Raw genomic sequence first — 24,724 nt, 5'->3', positions numbered from 1 at the left:
CCGCTGTGACGATCAGGCCCGCCGACGTCCTGCTGCTTCCCCATGGGCGCAATCATGTCACGGACTGACTGGGGCAGCGCGAGCCTGACCAGCGCATTGACGATGGTCCAAGCGTCACCTCGCGGCGGCGCCCTTCGGTAGGTCAGCTGCACGGACCTCTCAGCTGTGCCAGGAGCGCCAGAGGGAGGCGTAGGCCCCGTCGGCGCGGACGAGCTCGTCGTGGCTGCCGAGCTCGGTGATCCGGCCGTCTTCCATCACGGCGACCCGGTCGGCGTCGTGCGCGGTGTTGAGCCGGTGCGCGATCGCGATGACGGTCCGGCCGGTGAGCACGGCCGCCAGCGCGCGCTCGGTACGCCGGGCGGTGGTCGGATCGAGCGCGGCTGTCGCCTCGTCGAGGATCAGCGTGTGCGGGTCGGCGAGCACCAGCCGGGCCAGCGCGAGCTGCTGCGCATCGGCCGCCCCGAGTTGCCTGGCCCCGTCGCCGAGTTCCGTGTCGAGGCCGTCGGGCAGCTCGGCGTACCAGTCGGCGCCGACGGCGGCCAGCGCGGCTCGCATCTGTTCGTCGGACGCGTCCGGCGCGGCGAAGGCGAGGTTGTCGCGCACAGAGCCGATGAAGACGTGGTGTTCCTGGGTGACCAGGGCGATCCGGCGCCGGCGCTCGGCGGGATCCAGGTCGGTGACCGGGCAGCCGCCGATGCTGACCACGCCGTGTCGCGGGGCGTCGATCCCGGCCAGCAGCCGGGCCAGGGTGGACTTCCCGGCGCCCGACGGGCCGACGACGGCCAGCCGCTCGCCGGGCCGTACCTCCAGGTCGATGCCGTGCAGGACGTCGTGGCCGTCGGTGTACGAGAATCGGGCGCCGCGCACGACGAGCCGTTCCCCTGGTGGCGGGGAGGCCTTGCCGGGCGGCTCCGGTGGCACCTGGCCGACGCCGAGCACGCGGGCGAATGACGCGAAGCCGCGCTGCGCCTGTTCGGTCCACTGCAGGATTCGGTCCAACGGCTCGATCGCCTGCTGGAGATAGAGCGCGGCGGCGACCACTTCACCGAGCGAGACCATCCCCCTGGACAGGAAGAATCCGCCGACCAGCAGCACTGCGGCGATCGGCAACGGATAGCTGGCCTCCACCACCGTGTAGAACACGGTCCGCAGCGCGAGCGTCGCCCGTCGGGTAGCCCACACCCGGGCGATGCGCTCGGTGCCATGGACGATCCGGTCGTCGGTGAGGCGCAGCGCCTCCACGGTGCGCGCGCCCTCGGCGGTGGTGGTCAGCGTCTCGGTCAGCTCCGCCGTGGCGGCGCCCTCGGCGAGGTAGGCGGAGCTGGCCCGCCGCAGGTACCAGCGGCTCGCCGCCCAGATCGGCGGCAGCCCGGCGAGCGCCACCAGGCCGAGCATCGGGTGCAGCAGGAAGATCGCCCCGAACAGCAGCGTCAGCTGCGCCGATGCGATGACGATGGTGGGCACGACGTCGCGGACGGTCGTCCCGACGGTTGACACGTCGACGGAGCTGCGGGTGGCGAGCTCCCCGGAGCCGGCCCGCTCCACGACGGAGACGGGCAGGCCGAGCGTCTTGCGGATGAACTCCTCGCGCAGCCGGGCAACCGCCCGCTCCCCGAACCGGTGACCGGCGTACTGGGCGTACCGGGAGAGCAGCGCCTGCACCAGAACGCATCCGCTGATCGCCATCGCCACGCGGTCCACAGTGGCGACGCGCGCGCCGGCGGCAACCTGGTCGACGATTGTGCCGAGCAGCCACGGCGCCGCGAGTCCGGCGATCGCGGCGGCACCGTGCAACACCAGCACGACCAAGACCGCGCGCCGGTCCCGGCCGACGAGGTCCAGCATCTCCCGTCGGACGGCGGCACGGTCCGCTACTGGCAGCCGGCTCACCGCAACGCGCCCTCGGGCCCGGTGAAGTCTTCGAAGTCGAGGGCGTCGCTGCCCCGGGCCACCAATTGCCGGTAGCCCCGGTCCTGATCGAGCAGTTCGGCGTGGGTGCCGGTGGCGACGATCCGCCCTCCGCTCAAATGCGCGACCGTGTCGGCGTGCCCGAGCAGCAACGGTGACGTAGCGAGCACGATGGTGGTCCGCCCGGCCCGCGCGACGCGCAGCCGCTCGGCGATCCGCGCCTCCGTGTGCGCGTCCACCGCCGACGTCGGGTCGATGAGGATCAGCACCTCAGGTTCGGCGAGCAGCGCCCGGGCCAGCCGCACCCGTTGGCGCTGGCCGCCGGAGAGTGTGCGGGCCCGGGTGTCGATCGGGGTGCCGAGCCCGTCCGGCAACGCGTCGGCGATGTCCTCTGCCGACGCGATACGCAGGGCCGCCGTGATCCGGTGGTCAGCGCCTCCCTTCTGGGCGAGGGTGTCGCCGTTCCCTGCTCGGGTGCGGCCGTCGCCGTTCCCTGCCCGGCCGTCGGCGCTCGGCTCCCGGCCACGCAGGATGTCCCGTAGGGTCCCGGCGAAGAGATAGGAGTCGTGGTCGGCGACCAGGATCCGGGCGCGTACCTCGTCGAGTGCGATCCCGGTCAGCGGCACGCCGCCCCAGGTCACGTCGCTGACGACGTAGCGTCCGAGCCGGTCGGCCAGGGCGATGGCCTCCGCCGGGTCGTCGGCGGCGACGCCGACCAACTGACCGTCGCGCACGGTCAGTCCGCAAGCGGGGTCGTACAGGTCTGCGGGCCGTAGCGGCGCGGACCCGGCTAGCGGCCGGCGGGCACCGGGTACGTTTCCCGGCCCGCCCACGTCCTGCCGGGTCGGGCCGCCGACGTGGTCCGGGGTCAGGTTGAGCAGGGCGATGATGCGGCGGGCGGCGACGCGGCCCCGGATCACCCCGTAGCTTCCCTCAAGCAGGAACCAGACCGGCACGATGAGCGTCGCCACGTACCCGTAGACGGCGACCATTTGCCCGACCGTGATGTCGCCAGCGACCGCCATGCGGGCCGCGAGCCACACCACGGCCGCGAGGAACAGCCCCGGTATGGCGACCGTCAACGCGTCGATCCAGCTGTAGACGGCACCGACCCGATAACCCTCGGCGAGCAGGTCCTGGGAGCGGGCAGCGTACCGGCGGGCGAACAGGCCGCGGCCGCCGACCCCGGCCAGCACCCGCAGCCCGGCCACGATGTCGCCGGCCCGGGTGGTGAGGACGCCCTGCTGCTGTCGGTAGACGGACTCCGCCCGTTCGAGGCGGCGCAGCATCGGTCCGATGATCAGCGCGATCGCCGGCACGCCCAGCAGCACACACAGCGCCAGCAACGGAGAGACCGACCACAGCACGACGGCGATGACCGCGTACGCGATGACGGCGCCAACGCCCGGACCGGTCATGGTCAGCACCTGCGACGTGTAGCCGATGTCGGAGCCGCCGACCGTGGCGACCTCCCCCGCGGCGAGCCGGCGCGGCAGCACCGCGCCGATCCGAGACAACTGGCGCAGCAGGGCCGCCGCGGAGCGGGCTGAAGCGTCCTCCCGGACGAAGGTCATCGTGCGGTGCCGCATGATGCCCAGGTACGACAGCCCCGCCCCGGCGACGACGATAGCCGCGACCCACAGCAGCAGGGCTCGGGTGTCGTGCGCGCGCAAGCCGTCGTCGACGGCGCGGGAGACGAGGTACGGCCGGACCGACAGCCCGATCATCCACGCCGTGCCGACCACGGTGCCACGCAGCACCCGCCAGGGTTGGCAGCGAACCAGCCACCAGACGTACCGCATCGGCCCCCTCGTGTCCGGCACACCGGGCTCAGGATGCGGAATCTGTGGGGGCACCCGCCAAAACTACCGAGCGGGCTGGTGACGTACCCACCCAATATCCCCGGGTTCGGTCGTGCATCATCCCGCGCGGGCCGCACTGCTGCTGAGGCTGCGGTTGGCCAGGAACCGCGGGCGCTCCAAGCCACCGTCGGTCAAGGCGTTGGCGATGGAACAAGTACCGGTGCTTGGCGGTCACCCAGGACGCCATCTACGTGTTAAACAGCAGCAAGTGCTCCCAACCGGGGCGGGAAGGACGACGCTCAGCACGTCACGGCACAACCTGGAAGCCCTGTCGCCAGGTGGGGTGCGTCGGGTGCCAGCCCAGTTCGCGCTTGGCCTTGGCGTTGGATGCGCCGCGCAGTTCGGTCATGAGCACGACGCCGGCCGGTCCGGCGGCCAGCCGTCCGATGAACCGTGGTACGCGCATCGGTTTCTTGGCGCCCAGCATCGCTGCCAGTTCCGGTAGCCATTCGGCGACCGGGGCGGGGTCGTCATCGACGATGTTGTAGACACCGCGGCCGCCGTTCTCCACCGCTGCGACCGTCGCCTCGGCGGCGTCGGCGATGTGGACGAACGACCACATGCCGCCGCCGTCGCCGACGACCGGGAACTTGCGTTTGCGGATCATCTCGAGCTGCTCGGAGCCTGGCGCCATGGAGGTGCCGGGTCCGTAGAACGCGCCGTAGCGCAGCACGATCCCTTCGGTCCAGGCGGCGCTCAGCACGGCCTTCTCCAAGTGTTCGATCGCGGCGATCATCGGGGCCATCTGGCTGACCGGTGCACGATCCAGGGGGTCTTGTTCGTTCTTGACCGGCCCGCCGGTCCGCGTGTAGGTGAACGCGCCGTTGCTCTGGGCGACGAACCGTCGTGCTCCGGCGGCGCGTGCGGCCGCGAGGAGGTTGTCGGTCCCCTCGATCCGCAGCCGGTTGGTGGCGGCGAAGCTGCGGTCGAAGTGGCGGGTGTCGACGTGCCCGATGGCCGTCAGCTGGTTGACGATCACCTCCGGGGCCGCCTGGCGTACGGCCGCCTCGACCTGGGCGCGATCCAGCGCATCGGCGATGACCGGTACCGCGCCCAGCTGTGCTGCCCTGGCCCTGTTGGATTCGCTGCGAATCATGGCGAACACCTCGTGTCCGGAATCGACCAGGCGCGGCACGAGTTCCTTGCCCATCGCTCCGGTCGCTCCTGCCACCAGCACCCTCATCGTCGGCTCCCTTGCTCTCCGGTTCGGATTTGTCACTTGAACCGGATGGCCCGCCGATTCCTGACAGGGCCAGGGGTGATGCGGGTCACATCATGAGCAGGGGCTCCCCATGGCTGGCCGCCGCCCATTGCTGGGTCGCGCGTTCGAGCTTGTCGGGGTTTGCCTGGGTACGGCAGGCAGTGATGCCCTCGGCGGTGACCTCCAGGCACATGATGGCGACGACCCGGCCTTCCACGACCGCCACAACGGCGGGTTCGCCATTGGCGGTCCAGGGGTAGATCTCGGGCGAGCCGCCGACGACGGCGCGCTTGGCCTCGGCGGGCTTGAACAGGCCCCACAGGAACCTCGCGACCGCGACGGCTCCCTCGAACGCCTTGGTGCGGGCCGGAACCTTCCCTCCGCCGTCGCCGATGGAGATGGCGTCCTTGGTGAGCAGGCGTACGAGCTCATCGGTCCGGCCACTGGTGGCGGCCGCGAGAAACTCCGCGGCGATCCGCTGGGCGGCGGCCTGGTCGATCTCGGCGCGGGCTTTGCCGTACGCGACATGCTTCTTGGCACGGTGAAAGATCTGCTGGCTGGCGGCCTCGGTGATGTCCAGGATCTCGGCGATCTCCCGGTGCGGGTAGTCGAAGGCCTCTCGCAGCACGTACACGGCCCGCTCGTTGGGGGACAGGCGCTCCATGAGGGTGAGGACCGCGTACGAGACCGATTCGCGCTGCTCAGCGGTGTCGGCCGGGCCGAGCATCGGGTCCCCCGCCAGCAGCGGCTCGGGGAGCCATCGACCCACGTAGGTCTCGCGGCGTGCCCGGGCGGACGTGAGCTGATTCAGGCACAGGTTGGTGAGTACCTTCGTCAGCCAGGCCTCGGGGACCTCGACGCGGTCGACGTCGGCGGCCTGCCAGCGCAGGAATGTCTCCTGCACGAGGTCCTCTGCCTCGTCCGCGGAGCCGAGGAGACGGTAGGCGATGGCCTCCAGGCGGGGCCTCGACAGCTCGAATCGGTCGACGTCATCCACCGTCAGAGGCATGACCTGATCATATTTCCCGCCATGCCTCCAGCTGATCACGGCCCCACTCGCATGGCTTACCGGGGGAGGCTGCGGCAAGGGCACAGCGATAGCCTGCCGTCATGGGGAGCGCCGAACTGGACGAGTTGATCGTCGCGGACGCCGACGCGCTGCGGGTGTGGTTGTCGGCCAACCACGCCACGTCGCCCGGTGTCTGGCTCGCTCTGACCAGGAAGGGCGGCACAGCCACGACGCTGACCTGGCAGCAGGCCGTCGACGAGGCCCTGTGTTTCGGCTGGATCGACGGGCAGGCCCGTAAACGGGATGAGGAAACCTCCTGGATCCGGTTCACCCCGCGCAGGCCCCGCAGCTCCTGGTCCCAGCGCAATGTCGCGCACGTGGCCCGGCTGGAGGCGCAGGGGCGAATGCTGTCCCCAGGTCGCGCCGCGGTAGAGGCCGCGAAGGTGGACGGGCGCTGGGCGGCCGCCTACGCCCCGCCGTCGGAAGCCGAGGTGCCGGCCGACCTGCTCGCCGCCATCGCCGCCGACCCCGCCGCCCAGGCAATGTTCGACGTGCTCACCAAAACCAACCGCTTCGCTCTCATTTACCGCGTCAATGCCGTCAAACGGGCGCAGACCCGCGAGCGGAAGATCGGCGAGTTCGTCGCCATGCTGGCCCGTCACGAGACGATCTACCCGCAGAAGGCCAAGCCTCGGAACTCTCCGTGATCGAGCAACGTCATGACTGGCAGTTCATCGGCCACGAAGCGTTCCGTACCGAAGGCGCCCACGCCGGTCGCCGACGCCGGACATACCGATGACAGCCGGTCCTGGCCCCGCGTACCTTGGCGCAATGGCGACCTACTGGACTCTGGGGTGCGACGCCGGCGATCCCCAACGGATCGCTGCCTTCTGGGCGCTCGCCCTCGGGTATGTCAAGGAGCCCGGTTTCGACGAGCCTGACAACGCGTCCATCGTGGATCCGCACGGCAGGGGACCCGCGATTGGTTTCCTGAAGGTACCCGAGGGCAAGTCCGCCAAGAACCGGATGCATATCGACGTCCGGGTGGCCGGGCCGGGCCCCTGGGACATGGTCGAGCGTGCACGACTGATCCAGCACAAGGTGCCGGAACTGGTAGCCGCCGGTGCGACGGTGCTGCGCGAGGAGTGGTACGGCGACACCTTGGGACACGTCGTCATGCAGGATCCCGAGGGCAACGAGTTCTGCGTGGCGTGAGGTCGAGCTCACCGTTCAGCAGCGGGACCTTCGCGCCCCGGTGTCGTCGGCCAGGACATTGATGACCGACGACGTCGTTCGGTAGCCTCTTACCCGCTCTGACAACGCCTGGCACCGGCGTCTGACATGGGGGATAGATGGAGAACCAGCGTGCTGCGGGTGAGTTAAGTCCGGACCGCATGGCTGCCGAAAGGTTCGCCGAACAGTTGCGGACGCTGCGCGCCGGTGTGGGCAACCCGTCGTTCCGGAAGATGGCCGGGCGGTCGGGCCGGATCTCGCACACGACGCTGCACGAGGCTGCCGCTGGGACCAGGTTTCCCTCGTGGGAGACCACGCGCGAGTTCGTCCGGGCCTGCGAGGCCGACGAGGCCCAGTGGCGGTGCCGCTGGGAGGATGCTCAGCGTTCGGCGATGGTCCACGCCGGTCCGGACGGGCCCCTGGCGCCGGTCAACACCGATTCCCCGACCAGTGCCGGCATTTCGGAGACTGTGACGACTCGCGTCGTGGCCGCCGAGACGTCCCGCGCCGACACGTCGGCGGCCAGTGGGCCCGTCGTGTCCGGCGTCGCCACGTCCTCGGACCTCGTGCCGGCGGGCCAACGCGCGCTGTGGTCCGCGGAGCACCTGCAGGCGGTGCAGGACGAGGTCACGGGCGCGCGACGGCACCCCTTGCCGTGGCTCGCCGCCGCGGCGACTGTGGTGGTGGTGGCGTTGGTCGCCGCCCTGGGTTTCGCCGTCCGCGGCCGGTCGTCCCCGGACGGCTCGGGCGCCGCGGCGGCGTCGTCGCCGTCGCCGTCAGCGTTCTCGGACGCGTTGATCCCCGGGGATTCGAGCAAGTTCGTCGCCGACGTCACCATCCCCGACGGTACGCGGGTAAAGGTGAACGCCCGATTCGAGAAGGTGTGGGCGCTCAAGAACGTGGGATCGGTCGACTGGCACAACCGCTTCCTCGCGCGGACGAACCCCACCGCTGACGATGACGACTGCCAGACACCGGATCGGGTGGCGATCGGCGACACGCCGCCTGGCGAGCAGGTGATGATCAGCGTTCTGGTCACCGCGCCGATTCGCCCCGGGAAGTGCTGGGTCAGCTGGAAGATGGTCGACGAGCACGGGCAGGAGTACTTTCCCAGCCGCCGGCCGGTGTACTTCATGGTCACCGTCATCGCCTGAGCGCGCCTGGCGGCAGCCGCGGTCAGGTCCGCCGAGCCGCCGCCCGGGTCGATCTCCCGGGTCCTGGCTCGCCCCGACCGGTGTCAGCGTGCGACCGCTCGATGTCAGCCGCGGGTGCCGCCCAACCTGACAACACCGCATCCATCGAGGTCGGTGACGGCCTGACGGATCTGACAGGGCAGCGGGGGTACCGAACAGCACGTCTCTTCTCGCAGGGTGAGGTCCGTTCCGAACGAGACTCACCAGCTACGAGGAGGACCGAACTTGCGCCGTCCCTGGTTATCCGTCGGGCTCGCCGCGCTCTGCGTGGCCGTCGGCGTCCCGGCCCATGCGTGGGCCGCGACGTCCGGCGCCACAGCGCAGCGGACCGTCACCACGGCCGCGCGGCCTGTCGTGGACATGGAGGCCACCGTCCTGGCCGCCCAGATCGACCCCCGCCGTGCCGACAACACACTGACCCCGGGCGCGAAGAGTTCGGTGCTCGCCGTGGAGCAGGCGCTCCAGGCGCAGAACCTGCTGAACGCGCAGTGGGTCGACGGCTACTTCGGCACCCAGACCGTCTCGGCGTACGCGGCCTACCAGCGCTCGCTCGGCTACACCGGCCTGGCCGCGAACGGGCTGCCCGGCACGACGTCGCTGACGAAGCTCGGGCTCAACCGGTACACCGTCAGCAAGACGATCGGCCCGGGCGCGAAGGTCCAGCGTGACGGGTACGTCGTCGACGCCCGCACCCAGGCGATGCTGGCCGAGGCCCAGCGTCTGCTCGGCTACACGCTGGTGCTCGAGCAGGGCTCGTACAACCCCGGGGGCGACCCGACCTCGGCCGGTACGCACGATGGCGGGGGTGTGGTGGACATCGCGGTCACCGGCATGACCGCGGCCAAGCGCACCACCGTCGCCCGCGCTCTGCGCCGGGTCGGCTTCACCGCCTGGGTCCGTGACCCCAGTCAGGGTGACTGGCCGTGGCACATCCACGCCACGGCTATCAACGACACGGACCTGTCCAGCCAGGCGCAGCACCAGGTCGGCGACTACTACCTCGGCATGAACGGCCTGGCCAACCGTGGCCCGGACGACGGTCCCCAGGTTCCGATCATGACCTGGGAGCAGTACCAGCGCGGGCAGTGACCCGTACCCGACCCCATCCACCACCATCGCTCACTGTCCACGAGAGGACACCATGAACATCCGCAAGAACCTCGCCGTCGTCGGCGCAGCGCTCGCCATGACCACCTCCATCCTGACCGTCGCCTCGCCGGCGCAGGCGGCGTCCCGGGACGGAGTCTGCGACAGCGGCGAGTTCTGCTACTTCTACAACAGCAACTACGCCGGCTCCATCTCGGACTTCACCGGGTCGATCGAGGACTACGGCACGACTCAGCCGTCCTGCTACGAGTTCAAGGGCGCGGGCGCAGGCCAGGACCTGTGCGTGAAGAACAACGCCGCGTCGGTGTGGAACCGCACCAGCAAGACCGCGGTGGTCTACTTCAACAGCAACTTCGCCGGTGCGAGCCAGTCGTTCGCAGCCGGGGCGAAGGCCAACCTCAACGCGACGTTGAAGAACAACAACGCCTCGCACAACATCGGCGGCACCAGCGGCACCTACCCGGCCGACCCGCGCGCGGCCGAGGCCGTCGCGTTCGCGAAGGCACGCCTCGGGCACACCGACTGGAACAACCAGTGCGAGCTGTTCGTCGAGCGGGCGTTCGGCACCAGCGGCCGGTTCGCCACGGCCCGCACTCACTACCAGTGGCAGAAGGACAACGGGCGCATCCACACCGGCTCGGTGCCGCCCGCCGGAACGGCGGTGTTCTTCACGTCCACCACGTCGGCCGGGCACGTCATGCTCTCCATCGGTGGCAACAGCGCCATCAGCACCGGGCCGAGCGTCTACCAGACCAACACGTTCCGGGACCGGTCCGACTACCTGGGCTGGGCCTACGTCCCGAGCGGCTGGTGACCCGGCATGCGCTCGCACGTGCACCTGAGCGGCGCCCAGCCCGCTTCCCGCACACCCTCCACTGCTGATCGGCGACCGCGGATGACCATCCTGAGAAGATTCCCGGCCATTCTGGCCGTCCTGGTGGCGGCACTCGTCGGCGTCACGGTGGCGCCGGGCGCGGCGTCCGCCGCCGCCCGCGACGGGGGCTGCGACAGCGGCGAGTTCTGCTACTACTACAACAGCAACCAGGCCGGCTCGGTCTCCGACTTCACCGACTCCCTGGACGACTACGGCACGACCCAGCCGACCTGCTACGACTTCAAGGGCGCGGGCGCCGGCCAGGGCGTGTGCGTCAAGAACAACGCCGCGTCGGTGTGGAATCGGACCGGCAAGACCGTGCGGGTCTACTTCAACAGCAACTTCGCCGGTGCGAGCCAGGACTTCGCTGCCGGGGCGAAGGGCAACCTCAACGCCACGCTGAAGAACAACAACGCCTCGCACGAACTGCTGAGCGGGCCGACGGGTTGCAGCACGGACGGCACCAACAGCAAGCTGCCGAGCACCATCCTGGTCTACCGGGTCAGTCTCGGGCGGGTCGACCGGGTCGACTTCAAGACGTACGTCAAGAACGTCCTCCCGAACGAGTGGGTGCCGAGCTGGCCGAGCGCCTCGCTGGAGTCCGGTGCCGTAGCCGTCAAGAGCTACGGCTGGTACTGGGCGCTGCACTCGACCCGCAAGACCCCCGGCGGTCAGTGCTACGACGTCCGTGACGACACCGGCGACCAGGTCTACCGGCCGTCGTCGGCGCAGGCGTCGACGTCCGCCGCGGTGGACCGCACCTGGTCCACCCGGATGACCCGCAGCGGCAACATTCTGCAGGCGCACTACTGCGCGACCACGACCGCGTGCGGTGGCTGGGTGACCGGGGACTGGTTGTCGCAGTACGGCTCGCGTGATCTCGCGAACTCGGGCAATAGCTACCAGGCGATCCTGCGCTACTACTACAGCGACGTGGTCATCTCCTGACCTCCCGCGCGAACCGTGCCGTCCGCCGCAGGTCCGCGGCGGGCGGCACGTCGCGCCCGTCGTCCCCGGGCGTGTTCCTCGCTACGATCACCGGCAACCGCTACCGGTGAGGAGCAGGCCATCGACAACTCCGACACGATCACGCTGTGGCGGCCGACCGGGCAGGCCGAACTCGACCTGGTGGCCGGATCGGGGTGGCGGGCCTGGCCACCCCGCCTCCCGGACCAGCCGATCTTCTACCCCGTCCTCAATCGCTGGTACGCCACAAAGATCGCCCGCGAGTGGAACGTCCCCGCGGAGGGCGTCGGCTATGTGACCCGGTTCGACGTTCAGCGTTCGTACCTGGACCGCTACGAGGTTCACCAGGCCGGTGGCCGCGAGGTGCTGGAGTACTGGATCCCCGCCGAGGAGCTCGCCGACCTCAACGCCCACCTCGTCGGCCCGATCGTCGAGGAAGCCGAGTACCGCGGCCCGGTGGACGACCAGGAGTTCATCGACGCCGAAAAGGCGTTGGGCCGGCCTCTGCCGATCGAGTGGCGCGCCTACCTGCAGGGTGAGTCGTGGTTTCGGCGAGGCTGGCTGGCCAGCGGAGCCTACGTGTGGCTCACTTCGCCGCGCGAGATGCTCGAGCTGCATGACGCGTGGGACGCAGCCACCGGAACACACCCCGGCATCGCGATCATCGGCGGCGACGGCGCCCGTGAGCAGCTCGTGCTCGACCTGCGCAGCGACCCCGCGCCGGTGCTGCTGGTCGACATCACGAGCAACGGATGGGACAGCGCGGTCCGGCAGGCCGACGATGTCAGCCAGCTCATCGACTGCATCGAGGCGGGCACCTTCGAGTTCGACTTCGAGGATTAACGTCTGCGGGCGTGACCGATAGCTAGTGGCCGATGCTTCTGCGCGGGCGCCGGCTCGCGTTCGGTCCTCCCGCGTCGGGTTGGGCCCTCCCACCCGGGCCGCCCCCGAAGCCGAATTCCGGTATAAGGGGCAGTGTCCCGCCGCCGACATCCCCTCGGAGTGTTCATGACGACGCAGTTGCGTGACCGTCTCAACGACGTTCTCCGAGCTGGCCAGGGCGGCGGTCTGCACGCCGTCGTGGCGGTTCGCGGCGGCCAAACCCTGCTGGAGTACTACGCGGCCGGTGCGGACTTCGCCTGGGGTGACTCGCTGGGCGTCGTCGAGTTCGGGCCTGAGACGCTGCACGACATCCGGTCGGTCACCAAGAGCGTGACGGTGCTGCTGTACGGCATCGCGCTCGGCGAAGGGCTGGTACCGCCGCCGGCGGAGCCGCTCCTGCGGCTGTTCCCGCAGTACCCCGACCTGGCGGTCGACCCCCAGCGTGCCCGGCTCACCGTCGAGCACGCGCTGACCATGTCGTTGGGCCTGGAATGGCGCGAGGACCTGCCGTACAACAGTCCTGCCAACGCCGAGATCGCGATGGAGTTGGCCCCGGACCGGTACCGGTACATCCTGGAGCGCCCCATCGTCGAGCCGTCCGGCACCCGATGGACCTACTGCGGCGGTGCCACCGCTCTGCTCGGCCGGCTGATCGCCGACGGCACCGGCCAGTCGCTGCCGCACTACGCCGAGGCCGTGCTGTTCGCGCCGCTGGGCATCGGCCGCTTCGAGTGGATGACCGGCGCGGACGGGGTGGCCTCCGCCGCGTCCGGGCTGCGACTCACGCCCCGCGACCTGGCCCGGCTCGGCGAGCTGGTGCTGGCCGAGGGGACCTGGGGCGGTCAGGGGATCGTGCCCACCGAGTGGATCCGTACGATGCTCCAGCCGCGTCTGCAGACCACCTGGGGTGCGCAGTACGGCTACCAGTGGTACATCGAATCCATCGAGGGCCATCGGGTGGTGGCCGGCATGGGTAACGGCGGCCAGCGCCTGTTCGTCCTGCCCGACTTGGACCTCGCGGTGGCCGTTGCCGCCGGCAACTACGACGATCCCGACCAGTGGCGGACCCCGCTCACGGTGCTGCAACGGGTCATCCTTCCCGCGATGGCTTGACGGCACCGCGGCCGCCGGTCCGCCCATTGGCAGGGCACACATCTGGTGCAGACGTCACCTGGCGCATGCGGTTGGGACAGTTTCTCCCTTCGCCGGAAAGGCACCCGCGGCACGGCACCCGATCGACATCCGGGCATCGGCACGATCGGACGCAGCACCTCCGCGAGGGTCTGTCGCGGCGGGTCGGATGCTTTCAGCGGCGATGCCGAGCGGATCCGGGCCGGGTAGGCCTCTGACGCGCCTCGAACCGTTCCTGAGCGTCAAGAACCGCGTCGGCGTACCGGGTGGCCCAGGCACCCATCGCCTCCATCGGCTCCAGCAGCGCGCCGCCCGCTTCTGTGAGCGCGTAATCCACGTGGGGTGGCACTTGCGGGTACGGCCGGCGCTCCACCAGGCCGTTGTACTCCAGCCGGCGCAACGCGTCGTTGAGTACCTTGGGGCTGATCCCGCCGATCCGGGTAAGGAGCACCGCCGGACGCATCGGACCGTACGCGGCGATCGTGAAGACCACGACGCTGTCCCAGCGGTTGGCGAGCACCTCGAATGCCACGCGGGCCCGGCAGTCGGAGGTGTAGTCGTCGAGCTGGCCAACGGGATTGCCCATGCGCCCATCCTGCACGACCTATTGCACACCGTCTGGTGTGCATGGACCTGCCTATCGTCCGGAACGGCGGTTGCGTACCGAGCCGCCGCAAAGCGAGAGACGGAGCAGACGTGAAAATTGGCATACTCGGCACAGGCGGTATGGCGGCGGCCCTCGGCGGCGCGTGGACTGCGGCCGGACACGACGTGGTGATCGGCGGTCGAAATCAGGTGCGGGCGGAGCAGACCGCCGGGCGAATCGCCGCCGCCGGGCATGGCAGCCTCGCGGACGCGACCGGCCACGGCGACGTCATCGTCGTCGCGGTCCCGGCGGCGCAGGCACCGCAACTGGTGGGCGGCCTCGCCGGGAGCCTCGCCACTCGGACGGTCATCGACTGCACCAACCCCGTCGTACCGACCAGCGAGGGGCTGATGCTCAACACCGGTGGCACCACGTCTGTGGCGCGGCAACTGGCCGCCGCCGCGCCCGACGCGCACGTGGTGAAGGCGTTCAACCTCGCCCACGTGAGCATCTGGACACTGCGACCGCCAACCTTCGAGGACGTACCATTGGCCGTGCCCTACTGCGCCGACCACGCCGAGGCAGCCGCCGCGACGGAGACCCTCATCAGCTCGATCGGTTGCACGCCGGCGCCGTGCGGCGGGCTGGACCGGGCGGCGTACCTGGAGGCGACAGCGGCGCTGGCGATCGGGCTGTGGTGGGCGGGCCAGCAGCCGCGCGCGGCGTTCCCCTCCCTGACAGATACGCATCGCTGAGTTAGTCGACTACGGCGGATTCGGGACGTAGGCCCATGCTCAGCCGGGTTCGGGTATCCGCCAGCGACCACCACACCGGGCGCCGCGCCGAACATCCGCCTATGCCGCTGTCCGCGCGAGCCGATCAGCTGCAGCCAGTTTCGTGGACCGAGATGAGGGAGCAGGTTGGGAGCAACCGCGTGCTCTGAACGGCGCTCAACTGCACCCACCATGACCTGCGGTTTCCGTTTCGGCGGTCAGAGTCGGTGCGGCGCCCTGCTTCGTGGAAGTCGTGGATGACCTCGCGTCCTCCATCACCGCCGCGGCGGCCACGCACACACCAGACCTGACCGTCAGACGTCAGCCGGATGTCGCGTCGGGCTATGCGGCCCTGCCCGGTCACGAAGGGCGAACGACCCGCTGGCTGGCTGGGATGGCCGGTGCCTACCTCTAGTTGGTGGTCTGGTGAGCCCGCATCTGGCCGCTGGGTCGGCGTGGTGGACGGGATTTAGCCGGCATGCCGACGGCCGGCAAGGGCGGAGGGTTTGTGTGGCTGCGCTGATTCGGCTTGAGGGCTGCTCCCCGCCACGACGGGTCGTCGGTGCTGTACCGCACAGCGGCTTGACGGGAACCTCGGCCTGTGTCAACTTCTAGGTTGTCTAGACGACCTGGGGGAGTTGTGGCCAAGGTGCCGCTGTACGTGCGGATCGAACGGGAACTGCGGACGCGTCTCGCCCAGGCGCAGCCCGGTGACGTGGTCCCGGCTGAGTCGGTGCTCGCCGAGGAGTTCGGGGTCGCCCGGATGACCGTCCGGGCGGCGCTCAACGCTCTCGAGTCCGACGGGCTCATCGAGCGGATCCAGGGCCGGGGCACGTTTGTGCGGCAGCGGCCCGAACCGCGGGCCGCCGGGACCTTGATGAGCTTTCAGGATCAGGTGCGCAGTTGGGGGCGTGTCCCGGCATCGCGGCTGGTGGAGGCTGAGGTCCGGGCAGCGTCCCCCGCGGAGGCGAGGGCGCTGCAGCTGATCGCGGCAGCACCGCGGGTGACCTCGATCGTGCGGGTGCGGCTCGCCGATGACGTGCCCCTGGCTATCGAGTACGCCTGCTTCCCGCCTCACCTGAGCACCCTGCTCGATCTCGACTTGGAAACCGGCTCGCTGCACCGCGCCCTGCGCGAGAGGGGGTTGCACCCCACGCTCGGCTCCTCGACGCTGACCGCCCAGCGGGCCGGCTCCGACGGCGAGCTGCTGCACGCGCCGGCGGACGAGCCGCTGCTGGTCGAGACCCGGCTCATCGTCGACCAGCGCTCGGCGCCGCTGGAGTACACCGTCAGTCGCTACGTCGGCGACCGCTACGACCTGCACGTCACCTTCGACGTGCAGCCACCCCGGACCGGAGACACCCGATGAACATCGCCAAGATGATCGACCACTCGCTGTTGCGCCCCGAGCTCACCGCCGACGACATCCGGCGCGGCTGCGAGATCGCCGCAAGCCGCCAGGTCGCCTCGGTCTGCGTACGACCCTCCGACGTCGGACTCGCCAGGGCCGCACTGTCCGGCACCGGCGTCCTCGTCGGCACCGTGGCCGGTTTCCCGCACGGCGACACCCGCACCACGATCAAGGCCGCCGAGACCCGCGAACTGGTCGACGCGGGAGCCGACGAGGTCGACATGGTGCTGCACATCGGCCGCCTGCGCAGCGGCGAGACCTCTTACGTGTACGACGACATCGCCGCCGTGGTCGCCGCCGCACAGGGCCGGGTGGTCAAGGTGATCCTGGAGAACGCGTACCTGACCGACGAACAGAAGGTCACCGGCTGCCGCATCGCCGAACAAGCCGGGGCGCACTTCGTCAAGACCAGCACCGGCTTCGCCCCCGGCGGCGCCACCCTGGCCGACATCCAGCTGATGCGCGCCGCGGTCTCCCCGCACATCGAGGTCAAAGCCGCCGGCGGTGTCCGCAGCCTCGACACCCTGCTCACCCTGCACGAGGCCGGAGCGACGCGGTTCGGCGCGACGGCCACCGAAACCATCCTCGACGACTTCGCCGCCCGCGAACGTGGCGACCACCCCACCACTGCTGCGGGCCCGTCCGGCAACGACTACTGAACCGACTCGACCAGATCCCCGAGCTGGGTGTGCCGGCTCGCACCGACGCACACCGCACTCCGAGGTCTCCGCCGACCAGCGGCGTGTCACCGACCAACGTGGTGGCCGGTTACACCTGGAGCGCGAGCATCGCCGCGGCGACCTCACCGGCGGTCGCGTCGGGGATCGCCGTCGCGGCCCGTTCGAGCACGAGCAGCCGCGCACCAGGGATCTCGCGCGCGAGCGCTTCACCGTTGCCGACAGGGAAGAACGGGTCGCGGCGACCGTGCACCACCAGCGTCGGGATCGCGAGCTCGGACAGGCGCTCGCGCCAGCGCGGCGTGCAGTCGAGCTTGGCGAACACCGTGCCAAGATGGTTAGCCATCTGGACCGCGAGCTCCGTGCTCGGCGTGCGGTCCCATCTGCGCGCGGCGGTCGCGCGCGCGGCGACGGGGTCGTCACCGAGGATCTCCGCGCCGCTGGCGGCAAACTCGGCCACCGCGGCGCGGTCGGACCAGTTGGGCATCGCACGCGAGAACAGCCGGCCCATCGTCGCCGCGTCATGGTCAGGCAGGTCGTCGTCGACCGGGCCAGGAGCGACGGGCCGCGTTCCGACGAGGGTGAGCGCCGAGAACGCGTCCGGGTGGTCGAGGGCGGCGACCTGGGCGACCATTCCGCCTACGCCGATGCCCGCCAGGTGCGCCGGCCGGTCGTCGAGTTCGCGGGCGAGCGCCGCGGCGTCGGCCGCAAGATCGCGCAGCGTGTACGCCGGAGCCTCGGGGTCGACGGTGGTCGACGCGCCGGAATCGCGCAGGTCGTACCGCACCACGTGGCGCCCGCCGCGCGCGAGCGCCACGCAGAGCGCGTCGGGCCAAGAAAGCATGGTCGTGCCGCCCGAGAGCAGGACGAGCGGCGCCGCCGCGTCGCCGAAGTGCTCGACCCCGAGCGTGACGCCGTTCGCCTCGACCATGGTCATCACGCCTCCGCCGTCGCGTTGACGCCGCCGGACGTGCGGAGCGAGTGGACCATCGGATACATCAGGAACCTCCAGGGCGGCGTCGTGGGCCGGTGGGGCGGGGACGGCCGCACAACTGCGCGTCCCCGCCGGTGGTCTGTGTCGCGTCGAACGAAGGCGACTGCTCAGAGATGGACGACCGGCGGGGCGGAAACTCATCGGGACCCTGTCCGCACGGCAACGATGACCGAGCAGGCGCCCTTGCTTATGCCTCCAGTAGTACAAACACCCACGGCGCCACACCGCACTCGGAGGACTTGCGCCGACCAGCCGCCCGTCACCAACACAACTAGCTGCCTGCGGGCACCTGGTCCGTGATGTCGGCGTAGCCGACCTTCCCGGGTGCCACGGTCGGCGCGTAGATTACGCGGATCACGCCCGTCGGGAAGGCCTCCGTCGCCGTCACCCGGAAGTGGTACGGCGTGTCGCCGTCGTCGAACAGCTTGCGGCCCTTGCGTGCCGCCACCGGATGCACCAGCAGGCGGAGTTCGTCGACCAGCCCGGCGGCGAGCAATTGCTGCACCACGGAGATCGACCCCGGGATGAGGATGCCTCTGCTGCCGGCATCGGCCTTGAGCGCGGTGACCGCGTCGACAAGATCGCCGTTGATCAGTTCCGAGTTGCGCCAGGAGAACTTCAGCGGCTGGCGCGATACGACCACCTTGCGCATGTCCCCGAGCTGCTTGGCGAAGACCGCGTCCTCGCCGCCGGCCGCCTCGCGGTCGGGCCAGGCCCCGGCGAAGCTGTCGTAGGTCTCCCGGCCGATGAGCATCACGTCGGCGGTGTCGTAGTCCTCGCCGACGGCGCGGCCCATGTTCTCGTCGAAGTACGGGAAGTGCCAGTCCGGGTCGATCTCGGCCACGCCGTCGGCCGAGATGAACAGCGTGGAGATGACCTTTGCCATCGCAGGGTCCCTTCGAGTCGGTGGTGTCGACAGGTGGACCGCCGCAGCATCTCAGAATCATCGGCCGGCCAAGGACCAACCCGCCTACCGGTGGGGGCGGACACCCGAGCTTGACGGGGTCGCCCGCCGAGCCACCGCCGATAGATCATCACTGCATGCTCGTCGCGTCCGTCGTCACCATGGTGGCGTTTCTCGCGTGGTTGACCGTCGCACGGCTGCCGTCGTTCACCGGCATCGTGCTGGTGGCGCTCACCCTGGTCGCGGTCGCCTCGATCACCCTCGCCGCCGTTGTGCCCCGGGCGGCGGTGGAGGCGCGCCTGCTGCTGTTCCTCGGGGTCGCCGTGACGCTGCTCGTCGCGGGGGAGATGCAGCGCCGGAAGCTCGCCGACAGCGGCGACGACGACCGGGCGGGCCGGCGCTGGCCGTACCGGATCGCGGTCGGTCTTTCCTTGTTCGTCGCCCTGGCCTGCATCCCCGCCGCGGCCTGGGACTTCAACGACGACGGGTTCGTACCGTCGGTGCAGGACCTCGGCCCGCTGCCCGACGGGCTCGCCATTCGGCGCGCAGGCGGCGACTCGGAGTGCGGCACCGGTCGTTGCGCCGTTTCCTACGCACTCGTCGGCCGGCCGGGCGAGTCGGCCGACCAGGTGGCCCGACGGATGTGGGGCCACCTGGCGAGCAGGGGCTGGCCGGCGCCGGACGGTGGGCACAGCTGCCGCCGGCCGGCTGGCTTCTCGACACCCGGGAGACCTGCGTGTCGATCAGCACGGCCGACGGCGCGGCAGGGCTCACTTTGGAGGGCGGCCGCCCGTACCCACGATATGCAGGTGCCAGCAGCCCAGCCCCATGAGCTTCGGAGTCAAGCTGCGGCGTCTTGGCGCTGTTGTTCGTGGTGGCGCCAGGCGGTGATCTCGTCGTAGTGGGTGCCGGTTTTGAGGCAGCCGTGGAGGATGCCGACGAGGCGGTTGCCGAGTTGGCGCGGTGTGGTGGCCGAGGCCGCGGGCGCGTTGGCGGTCGTAGTAGGCGCGGGCGGCGGGGGAGGCGATCAGGGCGGCGAAGGAGGGCGTCGAGGAGTCGGTCGTTGTGCACGTAGCGGGGCCGCCTGCCGTCCGCGCATGCCGATTACCGTGCGTCCGATATCGACAGCAAGGGAAGTCGCTCGAGCGCGGATCGCTTGATATTTCAGCCGAGAACGGTGGGCGGGCCGAGGTCGACCACTCCGCCGATTCTCGCAACGATGCCGGATCCGGTACGGGTCGCGCTCGCGGAGATCGATGATGGCCTCTTGAGTGTGTCACCCTGGTGGACTTCAATGTCGCCGTTGCCGGATGTGTCGAGGAGGTGGGCGGCGAGGCAGCCGGCGCTGTTGGCGTTCGCGATGTCCTCGTTGACCCCGATCGCGGGGGCGAACATGCGGGCTGCGGCCGTTCTTGTGGTCGGCCAGAGTGCGTAGGTGAAGCAGCCGAGGTATCCGAGTCGGCGGCACTTGGTTGCCAGCCGATCGAAGTCGGGCTGTATGGACAGCAGCGTCAGGTGATCCCGGACGGGGACGAGAAGTCGTGGCGTGCCGGGCGAAGCGACCCGTACGCCGGCGGCGATGTCCGCTGGTTGCAGGTCGAGGGCCGCGATGATGCCACCGTCGGTGGCGTCGGCGTGGTTCGACAGGGTGGTAACGCCTTGGTCGAACCAGACTTCGATGCCGTCTTGGCGGCGGATGGCGGTCGTGGCGAAGGTGCGGCCTGCGGTGCGCAGGCTGCCGTGGTGCTCGGTGGCGTCGCTGCGGTGCAGCAGGACGGCTTGCGCGGCGATGATGCCATGGCCGCAGTTCGTGAGCTCGCCGGCGCTGGTGAAGAAGCGCACCGTGGGCGTGTCCGCTGCGCTGGTGTCGACGAACGCGGTGTGGGAGGTGCCCGTCCTACGGGCGATGGCGTGATGGTCGTCGTCGGTGAGCGTGGCGTCGTCGATCACGACTGCGGTGGGGCTGCCGCCTTCCCCGTCGCGGGTGCAGGCGTTCACCACTGCCACCGGTGGGCCGGCCATCAGGCAGCCGTGATGTCGGCGAAGCGGGGAGCGCCGGGCTCGAGGTCGACGCGAGCGGTGCGGGCGGCGAAGCAGATCGCGTGGTACCACCCGCACAACAGGAGCACGTCGAGCAGTTGCCGCTCGTCGAGCAGTTCCTGCGCGGATTGCCACAGTTCGTCGTCGACGTCGCACGAGTCGTGCAGGGCGTCCACCATCCGGATGAGCATGGCTTCGCGGCCGGCCGTCCAGCACGGATCCTCAGGCGAGCCGCAGGTGAGCGAGGTGACCTCGGCAGGCGAGAGTTCGGCACGGTCAGCGAAGACCATCACGTGGACGCCCCACTCGTATTCGCAGCCGCAGCGCGCACAGGTGCGCAGGATGACGATCTCCCGCTCGCGGAGTGTCAGGGTCAGGTCGCGGCCGAGTTCGTACCTGCCCCAGTGGCTCATCGCGATGGTCATCGGCAAGTTCCTGGCGAACGTCCGGAACAGGCCGATAGGAGGCACGCCGGCAGGCATCATCGTGGCGAGTTGTGCCTCCACGTCCGGCGTGAACGGCGGTTCGAGCGCCAGAATGCGAGCCATGGCCCCCTCCAGTGATTCGGATTCAGAAGCACCGTAGCGATTTGGTTCACGAAGCGCCAGGGGTGGCGCCTCACGGGTTCGGTTGTTCGCCGTCCTCGCCCAGGGCCGAGGCCCACGCGTCGGACCAGCGGGCGAGCGGGCGCAATGCCTGGTAGACGCCGTGGCCCAGGTCGGTGAGCGTGTAGGCCGCGTCCGGCTGCTGGGCGACGAGGCGGGCGGCAAGGAGCTCGGTCAGCCGTTGCCGCAGGACACTGGAAGACATGTTGTCGCAGCGCTGCTGCAACGCGCGGAACCCGACCGGCCCGTGCTGCAGCTCCCAGACGATGCGCAGGTTCCACCGGCGGCCGAACAGGTCGAGGGCGGCCATGAGGGGCCGCCCGGTACTCGATCCGCGTACCGGCCCGCCCGGCCTGGGTGCCGTCATCGTCTGTGCCACCCCTCTTGATGCTTCGATCTTCGATACAGTACCGTCCACTGCGTTGATTCGATTTCCGAAGCGATGGGGATGGCTTCGTGAGACGTTTACCGCTACCCGGGACAACCAGCGACCTGGCCGAGTGCGACCACGTCGGCCTGTTGCCCAGCCCCGGCGGTGTGATGGCCCTTCCACCCCTGCCGGAAGAGGACCACTTCTGCGAATCGTGTGGTCAACCGCACCAGGAAGCCGTACGCCGCTGAGGCACCGAAGCCCACCCTCTGCTCGCCAAAGGCCTGCACGACAGCGCCCCGCAGGCGGCATCCGACCTGCTCGACAAGGCCATCGCACCGGGCTGCCGGCCCGGCGGATACCGATGGTGTCGTTCATGGTGCTCTCCTTGAAAAGCGTTCGTGGTGCTCTCCTTGAGAAGGTGGCGGCCGGGCGGCACCGGACGTGTCCGGCGCCGCCCGGGAGGGATCACGGGGTGCCGATGGCGGCGAGGACGTCCAGCCGGGCGGCTCGCCGGGCGGGCAGCAGCCCGGCGAGGAGGCCGGCGGTGAGGGCGACGGCCAGCACCAGGAGCAGTCGGCCGGCCGGCACCGCGAGCACGGTCGGGGCGTCCCGGCCCAGCGCCCGGACTGTGGCGGCGGCGAAGCCGCCGCCCAGCGCGATCCCGAGGACGCTCGCCAGCGCGGCGACGAGGACAGCCTCGCCCCGGATCATCCAGCGCAGTTGTCGGCGGGTCATTCCCACCGCGCGGAGCAGCCCGATCTCCGCGGTGCGCTCGGTGATCGAGAGGGCGAGGGTGTTGGTGATGCCGAGCAGTGCGATCAGCACGGCCAGCATCAAAAGCACCGTCACCAGACCGAGCACCTGGTCGATCATCTGGGTTCGGCCGGCCACGGCGGCGGCCTGGTCGCGCAGTTGCGCGGTCGGGGTCTCGGCCAGGGCCGCCTTGATCGCCCGCTCGGCGGCCGCCCGGTCGGTCCCCTCGGCGGTGCGGATCAGCACGCTCGCGTCCATCTCCTCGCTGTAGAGCCGGGCGAAGGTGTCCAGCGAGATGAGGTAGTCGGTGGAGAGCGCCCTGGCGTCACCGTCCCGCAGCAGGCCAACCACCGGAAGGCTGCGGGTGCCGGTGCGGGAGAACGTCATGGGCAGTTCGTCCCCGACGGCCAGGCCCCGGTCCCGGGCCACGTGCTCGGCCAGCACGATGCCCCCGCCGTTCAGCGCCGCCAGGTTGCCGGCAGGGAAGTGCAGGGACGTCACCTGGGACAGGGTCGACGGGTCCACGGCGGTGAGGGCCTGGGTGGTGTCCCCGTCGCGCCAGTGGCCGTAGCGCAGCCGGGACGCGACCGCCACCTCAGGTAGCCGGCTCACCCGGTCGTACACGGCGGGGGAGAGGCCACCGAGCATCTCGTTGCGGGCGCTTTCCACGAGGTGATCGGCGGTGATCACCTCGGCGTACGACTGGCGGACCGAGCTCTTGACCGACGTGCCGAGGACGGCCATGAAGCTGATCAACGCGAGGCCGAGGGCCAGCGCCAGGGCGGTCGCCGCAGTACGGCGCGGGGTGCGGGCCGCCGACGCGGTGGCCAGGCGGCCGGTCACGCCGGCGGCGGTCAGCGGCCGGCCGACGAGGCGTACCAGGGTCGGGGTGATGGCGGGGCCGAGCAGCGCGAGCCCGCCGACGGCGCCCAGCGCGGCCACGCCGAGCAGCGCAACCGGCGCGTCGGCGGCGAGCACCGCTGCGGTGGTGGCCAGGCCGGCCGCGGCGGCCAGCGCACCCGAGACCACCCGTAGCCGTCCGGTGCGGGCGGCGGCCGCCTCCCGCAGCGCCGCGACCGGCGCCACCGCCGCGGCCCGCCGAGCCGGGCCGAGCGCCGAGCCGACCGTGACGAGAACGCCCACGGCGAAGGCCACCACCGCGGTACGGGCGGTCAGCACCAGCCCGCCCTGCGGCAGCGGTACGCCGAACGTCCCGGCGAGGTTCCGGATGCCGGTGGCGGCGGCGACGCCGAGGCCGAGCCCCACGGTCGAGGCGGCGAGCCCGACCAGCAGCGCCTCACCGAGGACGGAGCGCAGCACCTGCCCGCCGGTCGCCCCGGCGGCCCGCAGCAGGGCGAGTTCCCGGGTGCGCTGGGTGATGACGATGGAGAACGTGTTGGCGATCAGGAACGCGCCGACCAGCAGGGCCGCCGCCGCCAGGGCGAGCAGCACCAGCTGCAGCCAGCTGAGCTGGTCCCGGGCGGCCGCCGCCCCGGCCGCCGCGATGTCGCGGCTCGGGGCTACCTCGTAGCCGGCGCCGACGGCGGCGCTGATCCGGTCGCGCAGTTCCTCCGGGGCGACGCCGGGCACGGCGACCACCGCCACCTCGGAGACGGCGGAGCCGAGCCGGAGGAGGCGCTGCGCGGACGGGAGGGTGACCAGGGTGACCGTGCTGTTCGGCAGGCCGTCGCGGGCGCCGAACCCGGCCAGTCCGACCACCCGCAACCGCGCGGTGTCGGTCGCCCGGACCGTCACGGTGTCGCCGAGCCCGATGCGGTGACCGCGGGCGGTGTCCTCGTCGATCATCACCTCGTCGTCGGCGGCCGGCGGCCGGCCGCTGCGGACGGTGAACGCGCCGACCGGCGCCGGCACCCAGGAGGACAGCACGGAGGCCCCGCTCGGCACGACCGGCGTGCCGTCCACCTCCAGCAGGCCCTGGCCGCGGACCAGCGGCCGGGCGGCGGCCACGCCGTCCACCGCGCCGATCCGTTCCGGCAGGCCCGCCGGCAGCGGGTCCCGGGCGACCTCCACGCCCATGCCGGAGTCGAAGGCGACCGCGTCGCGCACAGTCAGGTCGACGCCGGCGGTCGCGGTGCGGAACTGGTCGTCCAGCAGCTGGCTGGACGTGTCGGTGAGGATCAGGCCGCCGGTGGCGAAGGTGACGCCGAGGACGACCGCGAGCAGGGTCAACGCCAGCCGGGTCCGGCGGGCGACGGTGGTACGCAGGGTCAGGCGCCACATG

The 24,724-nt window shown here is 70.7% G+C and carries 22 protein-coding genes and 2 pseudogenes; 12 read left to right on the top strand and 12 right to left on the bottom strand.

All coding sequences use genetic code 11. The features are described 5' to 3' along the window. Window positions 1-159: 159 nt before the first annotated feature. The 4 genes from ABZS80_RS30750 to sigJ form a co-directional block, all read right to left on the bottom strand. Window positions 160-1,845, bottom strand: coding sequence for an ABC transporter ATP-binding protein (locus ABZS80_RS30750; protein WP_355061377.1), 1,686 nt, complete (start codon window positions 1,843-1,845; stop codon window positions 160-162). A 41-nt stretch (window positions 1,846-1,886) separates the two neighbouring features. After that, window positions 1,887-3,710 carry an ABC transporter ATP-binding protein gene (locus ABZS80_RS30745; protein WP_355061371.1) on the bottom strand — a complete coding sequence of 608 codons (1,824 nt, stop codon included), beginning with the start codon at window positions 3,708-3,710 and terminating at the stop codon, window positions 1,887-1,889. A 307-nt stretch (window positions 3,711-4,017) separates the two neighbouring features. Beyond that, entirely contained in the window at window positions 4,018-4,953 is a 936-nt protein-coding gene (locus ABZS80_RS30740; RefSeq protein WP_355061369.1) for an NAD(P)-dependent oxidoreductase, read from the bottom strand. An 85-nt stretch (window positions 4,954-5,038) separates the two neighbouring features. Next, the gene (gene sigJ, locus ABZS80_RS30735) at window positions 5,039-5,980 is read right to left on the bottom strand and encodes an RNA polymerase sigma factor SigJ (RefSeq protein ID WP_355061367.1); all 942 of its coding nucleotides are present in this window, start codon (window positions 5,978-5,980) and stop codon (window positions 5,039-5,041) included. Window positions 5,981-6,081: 101 nt separating this feature from the next. Here sigJ and ABZS80_RS30730 point away from each other — a divergent pair, with 101 nt between their 5' ends. The 8 genes and pseudogenes from ABZS80_RS30730 to ABZS80_RS30695 all read left to right on the top strand — a co-directional run bounded on the left by ABZS80_RS30730 (window position 6,082) and on the right by ABZS80_RS30695 (window position 13,348). Beyond that, a complete protein-coding gene (locus ABZS80_RS30730) occupies window positions 6,082-6,687 on the top strand; it encodes a YdeI/OmpD-associated family protein (RefSeq protein WP_355061365.1) in 606 nt (201 codons plus the stop codon). A gap of 124 nt (window positions 6,688-6,811) precedes the next feature. Next, complete coding sequence (locus ABZS80_RS30725; RefSeq protein ID WP_355061363.1) at window positions 6,812-7,195, top strand: VOC family protein; 384 nt, start codon at window positions 6,812-6,814, stop codon at window positions 7,193-7,195. 137 nt (window positions 7,196-7,332) lie between these two features. Then, entirely contained in the window at window positions 7,333-8,367 is a 1,035-nt protein-coding gene (locus ABZS80_RS30720; RefSeq protein ID WP_355061361.1) for an NBR1-Ig-like domain-containing protein, read from the top strand. 264 nt (window positions 8,368-8,631) lie between these two features. Next, complete coding sequence (locus tag ABZS80_RS30715; RefSeq protein ID WP_355061359.1) at window positions 8,632-9,495, top strand: peptidoglycan-binding protein; 864 nt, start codon at window positions 8,632-8,634, stop codon at window positions 9,493-9,495. A 52-nt stretch (window positions 9,496-9,547) separates the two neighbouring features. Further along, window positions 9,548-10,327 (top strand): peptidase inhibitor family I36 protein, encoded by a 780-nt coding sequence (locus tag ABZS80_RS30710; protein ID WP_355061357.1) that lies wholly within the window; start codon window positions 9,548-9,550, stop codon window positions 10,325-10,327. Between the two features lie 81 nt (window positions 10,328-10,408). After that, window positions 10,409-11,335: a SpoIID/LytB domain-containing protein gene (locus tag ABZS80_RS30705; protein ID WP_355061355.1), complete on the top strand. Its 927-nt coding sequence runs from the start codon at window positions 10,409-10,411 to the stop codon at window positions 11,333-11,335. Between the two features lie 120 nt (window positions 11,336-11,455). Beyond that, window positions 11,456-11,782: pseudogene (locus tag ABZS80_RS30700) on the top strand (ADP-ribosylation/crystallin J1); the annotation flags it as partial. Window positions 11,783-12,361: 579 nt separating this feature from the next. Then, window positions 12,362-13,348 carry a serine hydrolase gene (locus ABZS80_RS30695; protein WP_355061353.1) on the top strand — a complete coding sequence of 329 codons (987 nt, stop codon included), beginning with the start codon at window positions 12,362-12,364 and terminating at the stop codon, window positions 13,346-13,348. A gap of 193 nt (window positions 13,349-13,541) precedes the next feature. Here the strand turns inward: ABZS80_RS30695 and ABZS80_RS30690 are convergent, their stop codons facing one another. Continuing rightward, complete coding sequence (locus ABZS80_RS30690; protein ID WP_355061351.1) at window positions 13,542-13,952, bottom strand: helix-turn-helix domain-containing protein; 411 nt, start codon at window positions 13,950-13,952, stop codon at window positions 13,542-13,544. 41 nt (window positions 13,953-13,993) lie between these two features. Here ABZS80_RS30690 and ABZS80_RS30685 point away from each other — a divergent pair, with 41 nt between their 5' ends. The 3 genes from ABZS80_RS30685 to deoC all read left to right on the top strand — a co-directional run bounded on the left by ABZS80_RS30685 (window position 13,994) and on the right by deoC (window position 16,795). Further along, the gene (locus tag ABZS80_RS30685; protein ID WP_355061349.1) at window positions 13,994-14,707 is read left to right on the top strand and encodes an NAD(P)-binding domain-containing protein; all 714 of its coding nucleotides are present in this window, start codon (window positions 13,994-13,996) and stop codon (window positions 14,705-14,707) included. A 667-nt stretch (window positions 14,708-15,374) separates the two neighbouring features. Next, window positions 15,375-16,094, top strand: coding sequence for a GntR family transcriptional regulator (locus ABZS80_RS30680; protein WP_355061347.1), 720 nt, complete (start codon window positions 15,375-15,377; stop codon window positions 16,092-16,094). Continuing rightward, the gene (gene deoC, locus ABZS80_RS30675) at window positions 16,091-16,795 is read left to right on the top strand and encodes a deoxyribose-phosphate aldolase (protein WP_355061345.1); all 705 of its coding nucleotides are present in this window, start codon (window positions 16,091-16,093) and stop codon (window positions 16,793-16,795) included. Before ABZS80_RS30680 ends, deoC begins: the two co-directional genes overlap by 4 nt. Window positions 16,796-16,904: 109 nt before the next feature. Here the strand turns inward: deoC and ABZS80_RS30670 are convergent, their stop codons facing one another. Continuing rightward, a complete protein-coding gene (locus tag ABZS80_RS30670) occupies window positions 16,905-17,750 on the bottom strand; it encodes an alpha/beta hydrolase (RefSeq protein WP_355061343.1) in 846 nt (281 codons plus the stop codon). A gap of 328 nt (window positions 17,751-18,078) precedes the next feature. After that, entirely contained in the window at window positions 18,079-18,693 is a 615-nt protein-coding gene (locus tag ABZS80_RS30665) for a dihydrofolate reductase family protein (protein WP_355061341.1), read from the bottom strand. 155 nt (window positions 18,694-18,848) lie between these two features. Between ABZS80_RS30665 and ABZS80_RS30660 the strand changes: the two genes are divergently transcribed. After that, complete coding sequence (locus ABZS80_RS30660; protein WP_355061339.1) at window positions 18,849-19,613, top strand: hypothetical protein; 765 nt, start codon at window positions 18,849-18,851, stop codon at window positions 19,611-19,613. Here ABZS80_RS30660 and ABZS80_RS30655 read toward each other — a convergent pair. From ABZS80_RS30655 to ABZS80_RS30635, 5 genes and pseudogenes are all read right to left on the bottom strand, one after another. Then, window positions 19,553-19,788, bottom strand: a pseudogene (locus ABZS80_RS30655) (IS110 family transposase); the annotation flags it as partial. The gene ABZS80_RS30660 and the pseudogene ABZS80_RS30655 overlap by 61 nt on opposite strands. Window positions 19,789-19,875: 87 nt before the next feature. Beyond that, complete coding sequence (locus tag ABZS80_RS30650; protein WP_355061337.1) at window positions 19,876-20,709, bottom strand: PhzF family phenazine biosynthesis isomerase; 834 nt, start codon at window positions 20,707-20,709, stop codon at window positions 19,876-19,878. A gap of 23 nt (window positions 20,710-20,732) precedes the next feature. Beyond that, complete coding sequence (locus ABZS80_RS30645; protein ID WP_355061335.1) at window positions 20,733-21,299, bottom strand: carboxymuconolactone decarboxylase family protein; 567 nt, start codon at window positions 21,297-21,299, stop codon at window positions 20,733-20,735. Window positions 21,300-21,369: 70 nt separating this feature from the next. Beyond that, window positions 21,370-21,723: a helix-turn-helix domain-containing protein gene (locus tag ABZS80_RS30640; protein ID WP_355061333.1), complete on the bottom strand. Its 354-nt coding sequence runs from the start codon at window positions 21,721-21,723 to the stop codon at window positions 21,370-21,372. A gap of 471 nt (window positions 21,724-22,194) precedes the next feature. Next, the gene (locus ABZS80_RS30635; protein ID WP_355061332.1) at window positions 22,195-24,723 is read right to left on the bottom strand and encodes an ABC transporter permease; all 2,529 of its coding nucleotides are present in this window, start codon (window positions 24,721-24,723) and stop codon (window positions 22,195-22,197) included. Window position 24,724: the final 1 nt, after the last annotated feature.

Source organism: Micromonospora sp. NPDC005305 (genome assembly GCF_040607315.1).
Classification (GTDB): domain Bacteria; phylum Actinomycetota; class Actinomycetes; order Mycobacteriales; family Micromonosporaceae; genus Micromonospora.
This window is presented reverse-complemented; position numbering and strand designations above follow the sequence as displayed.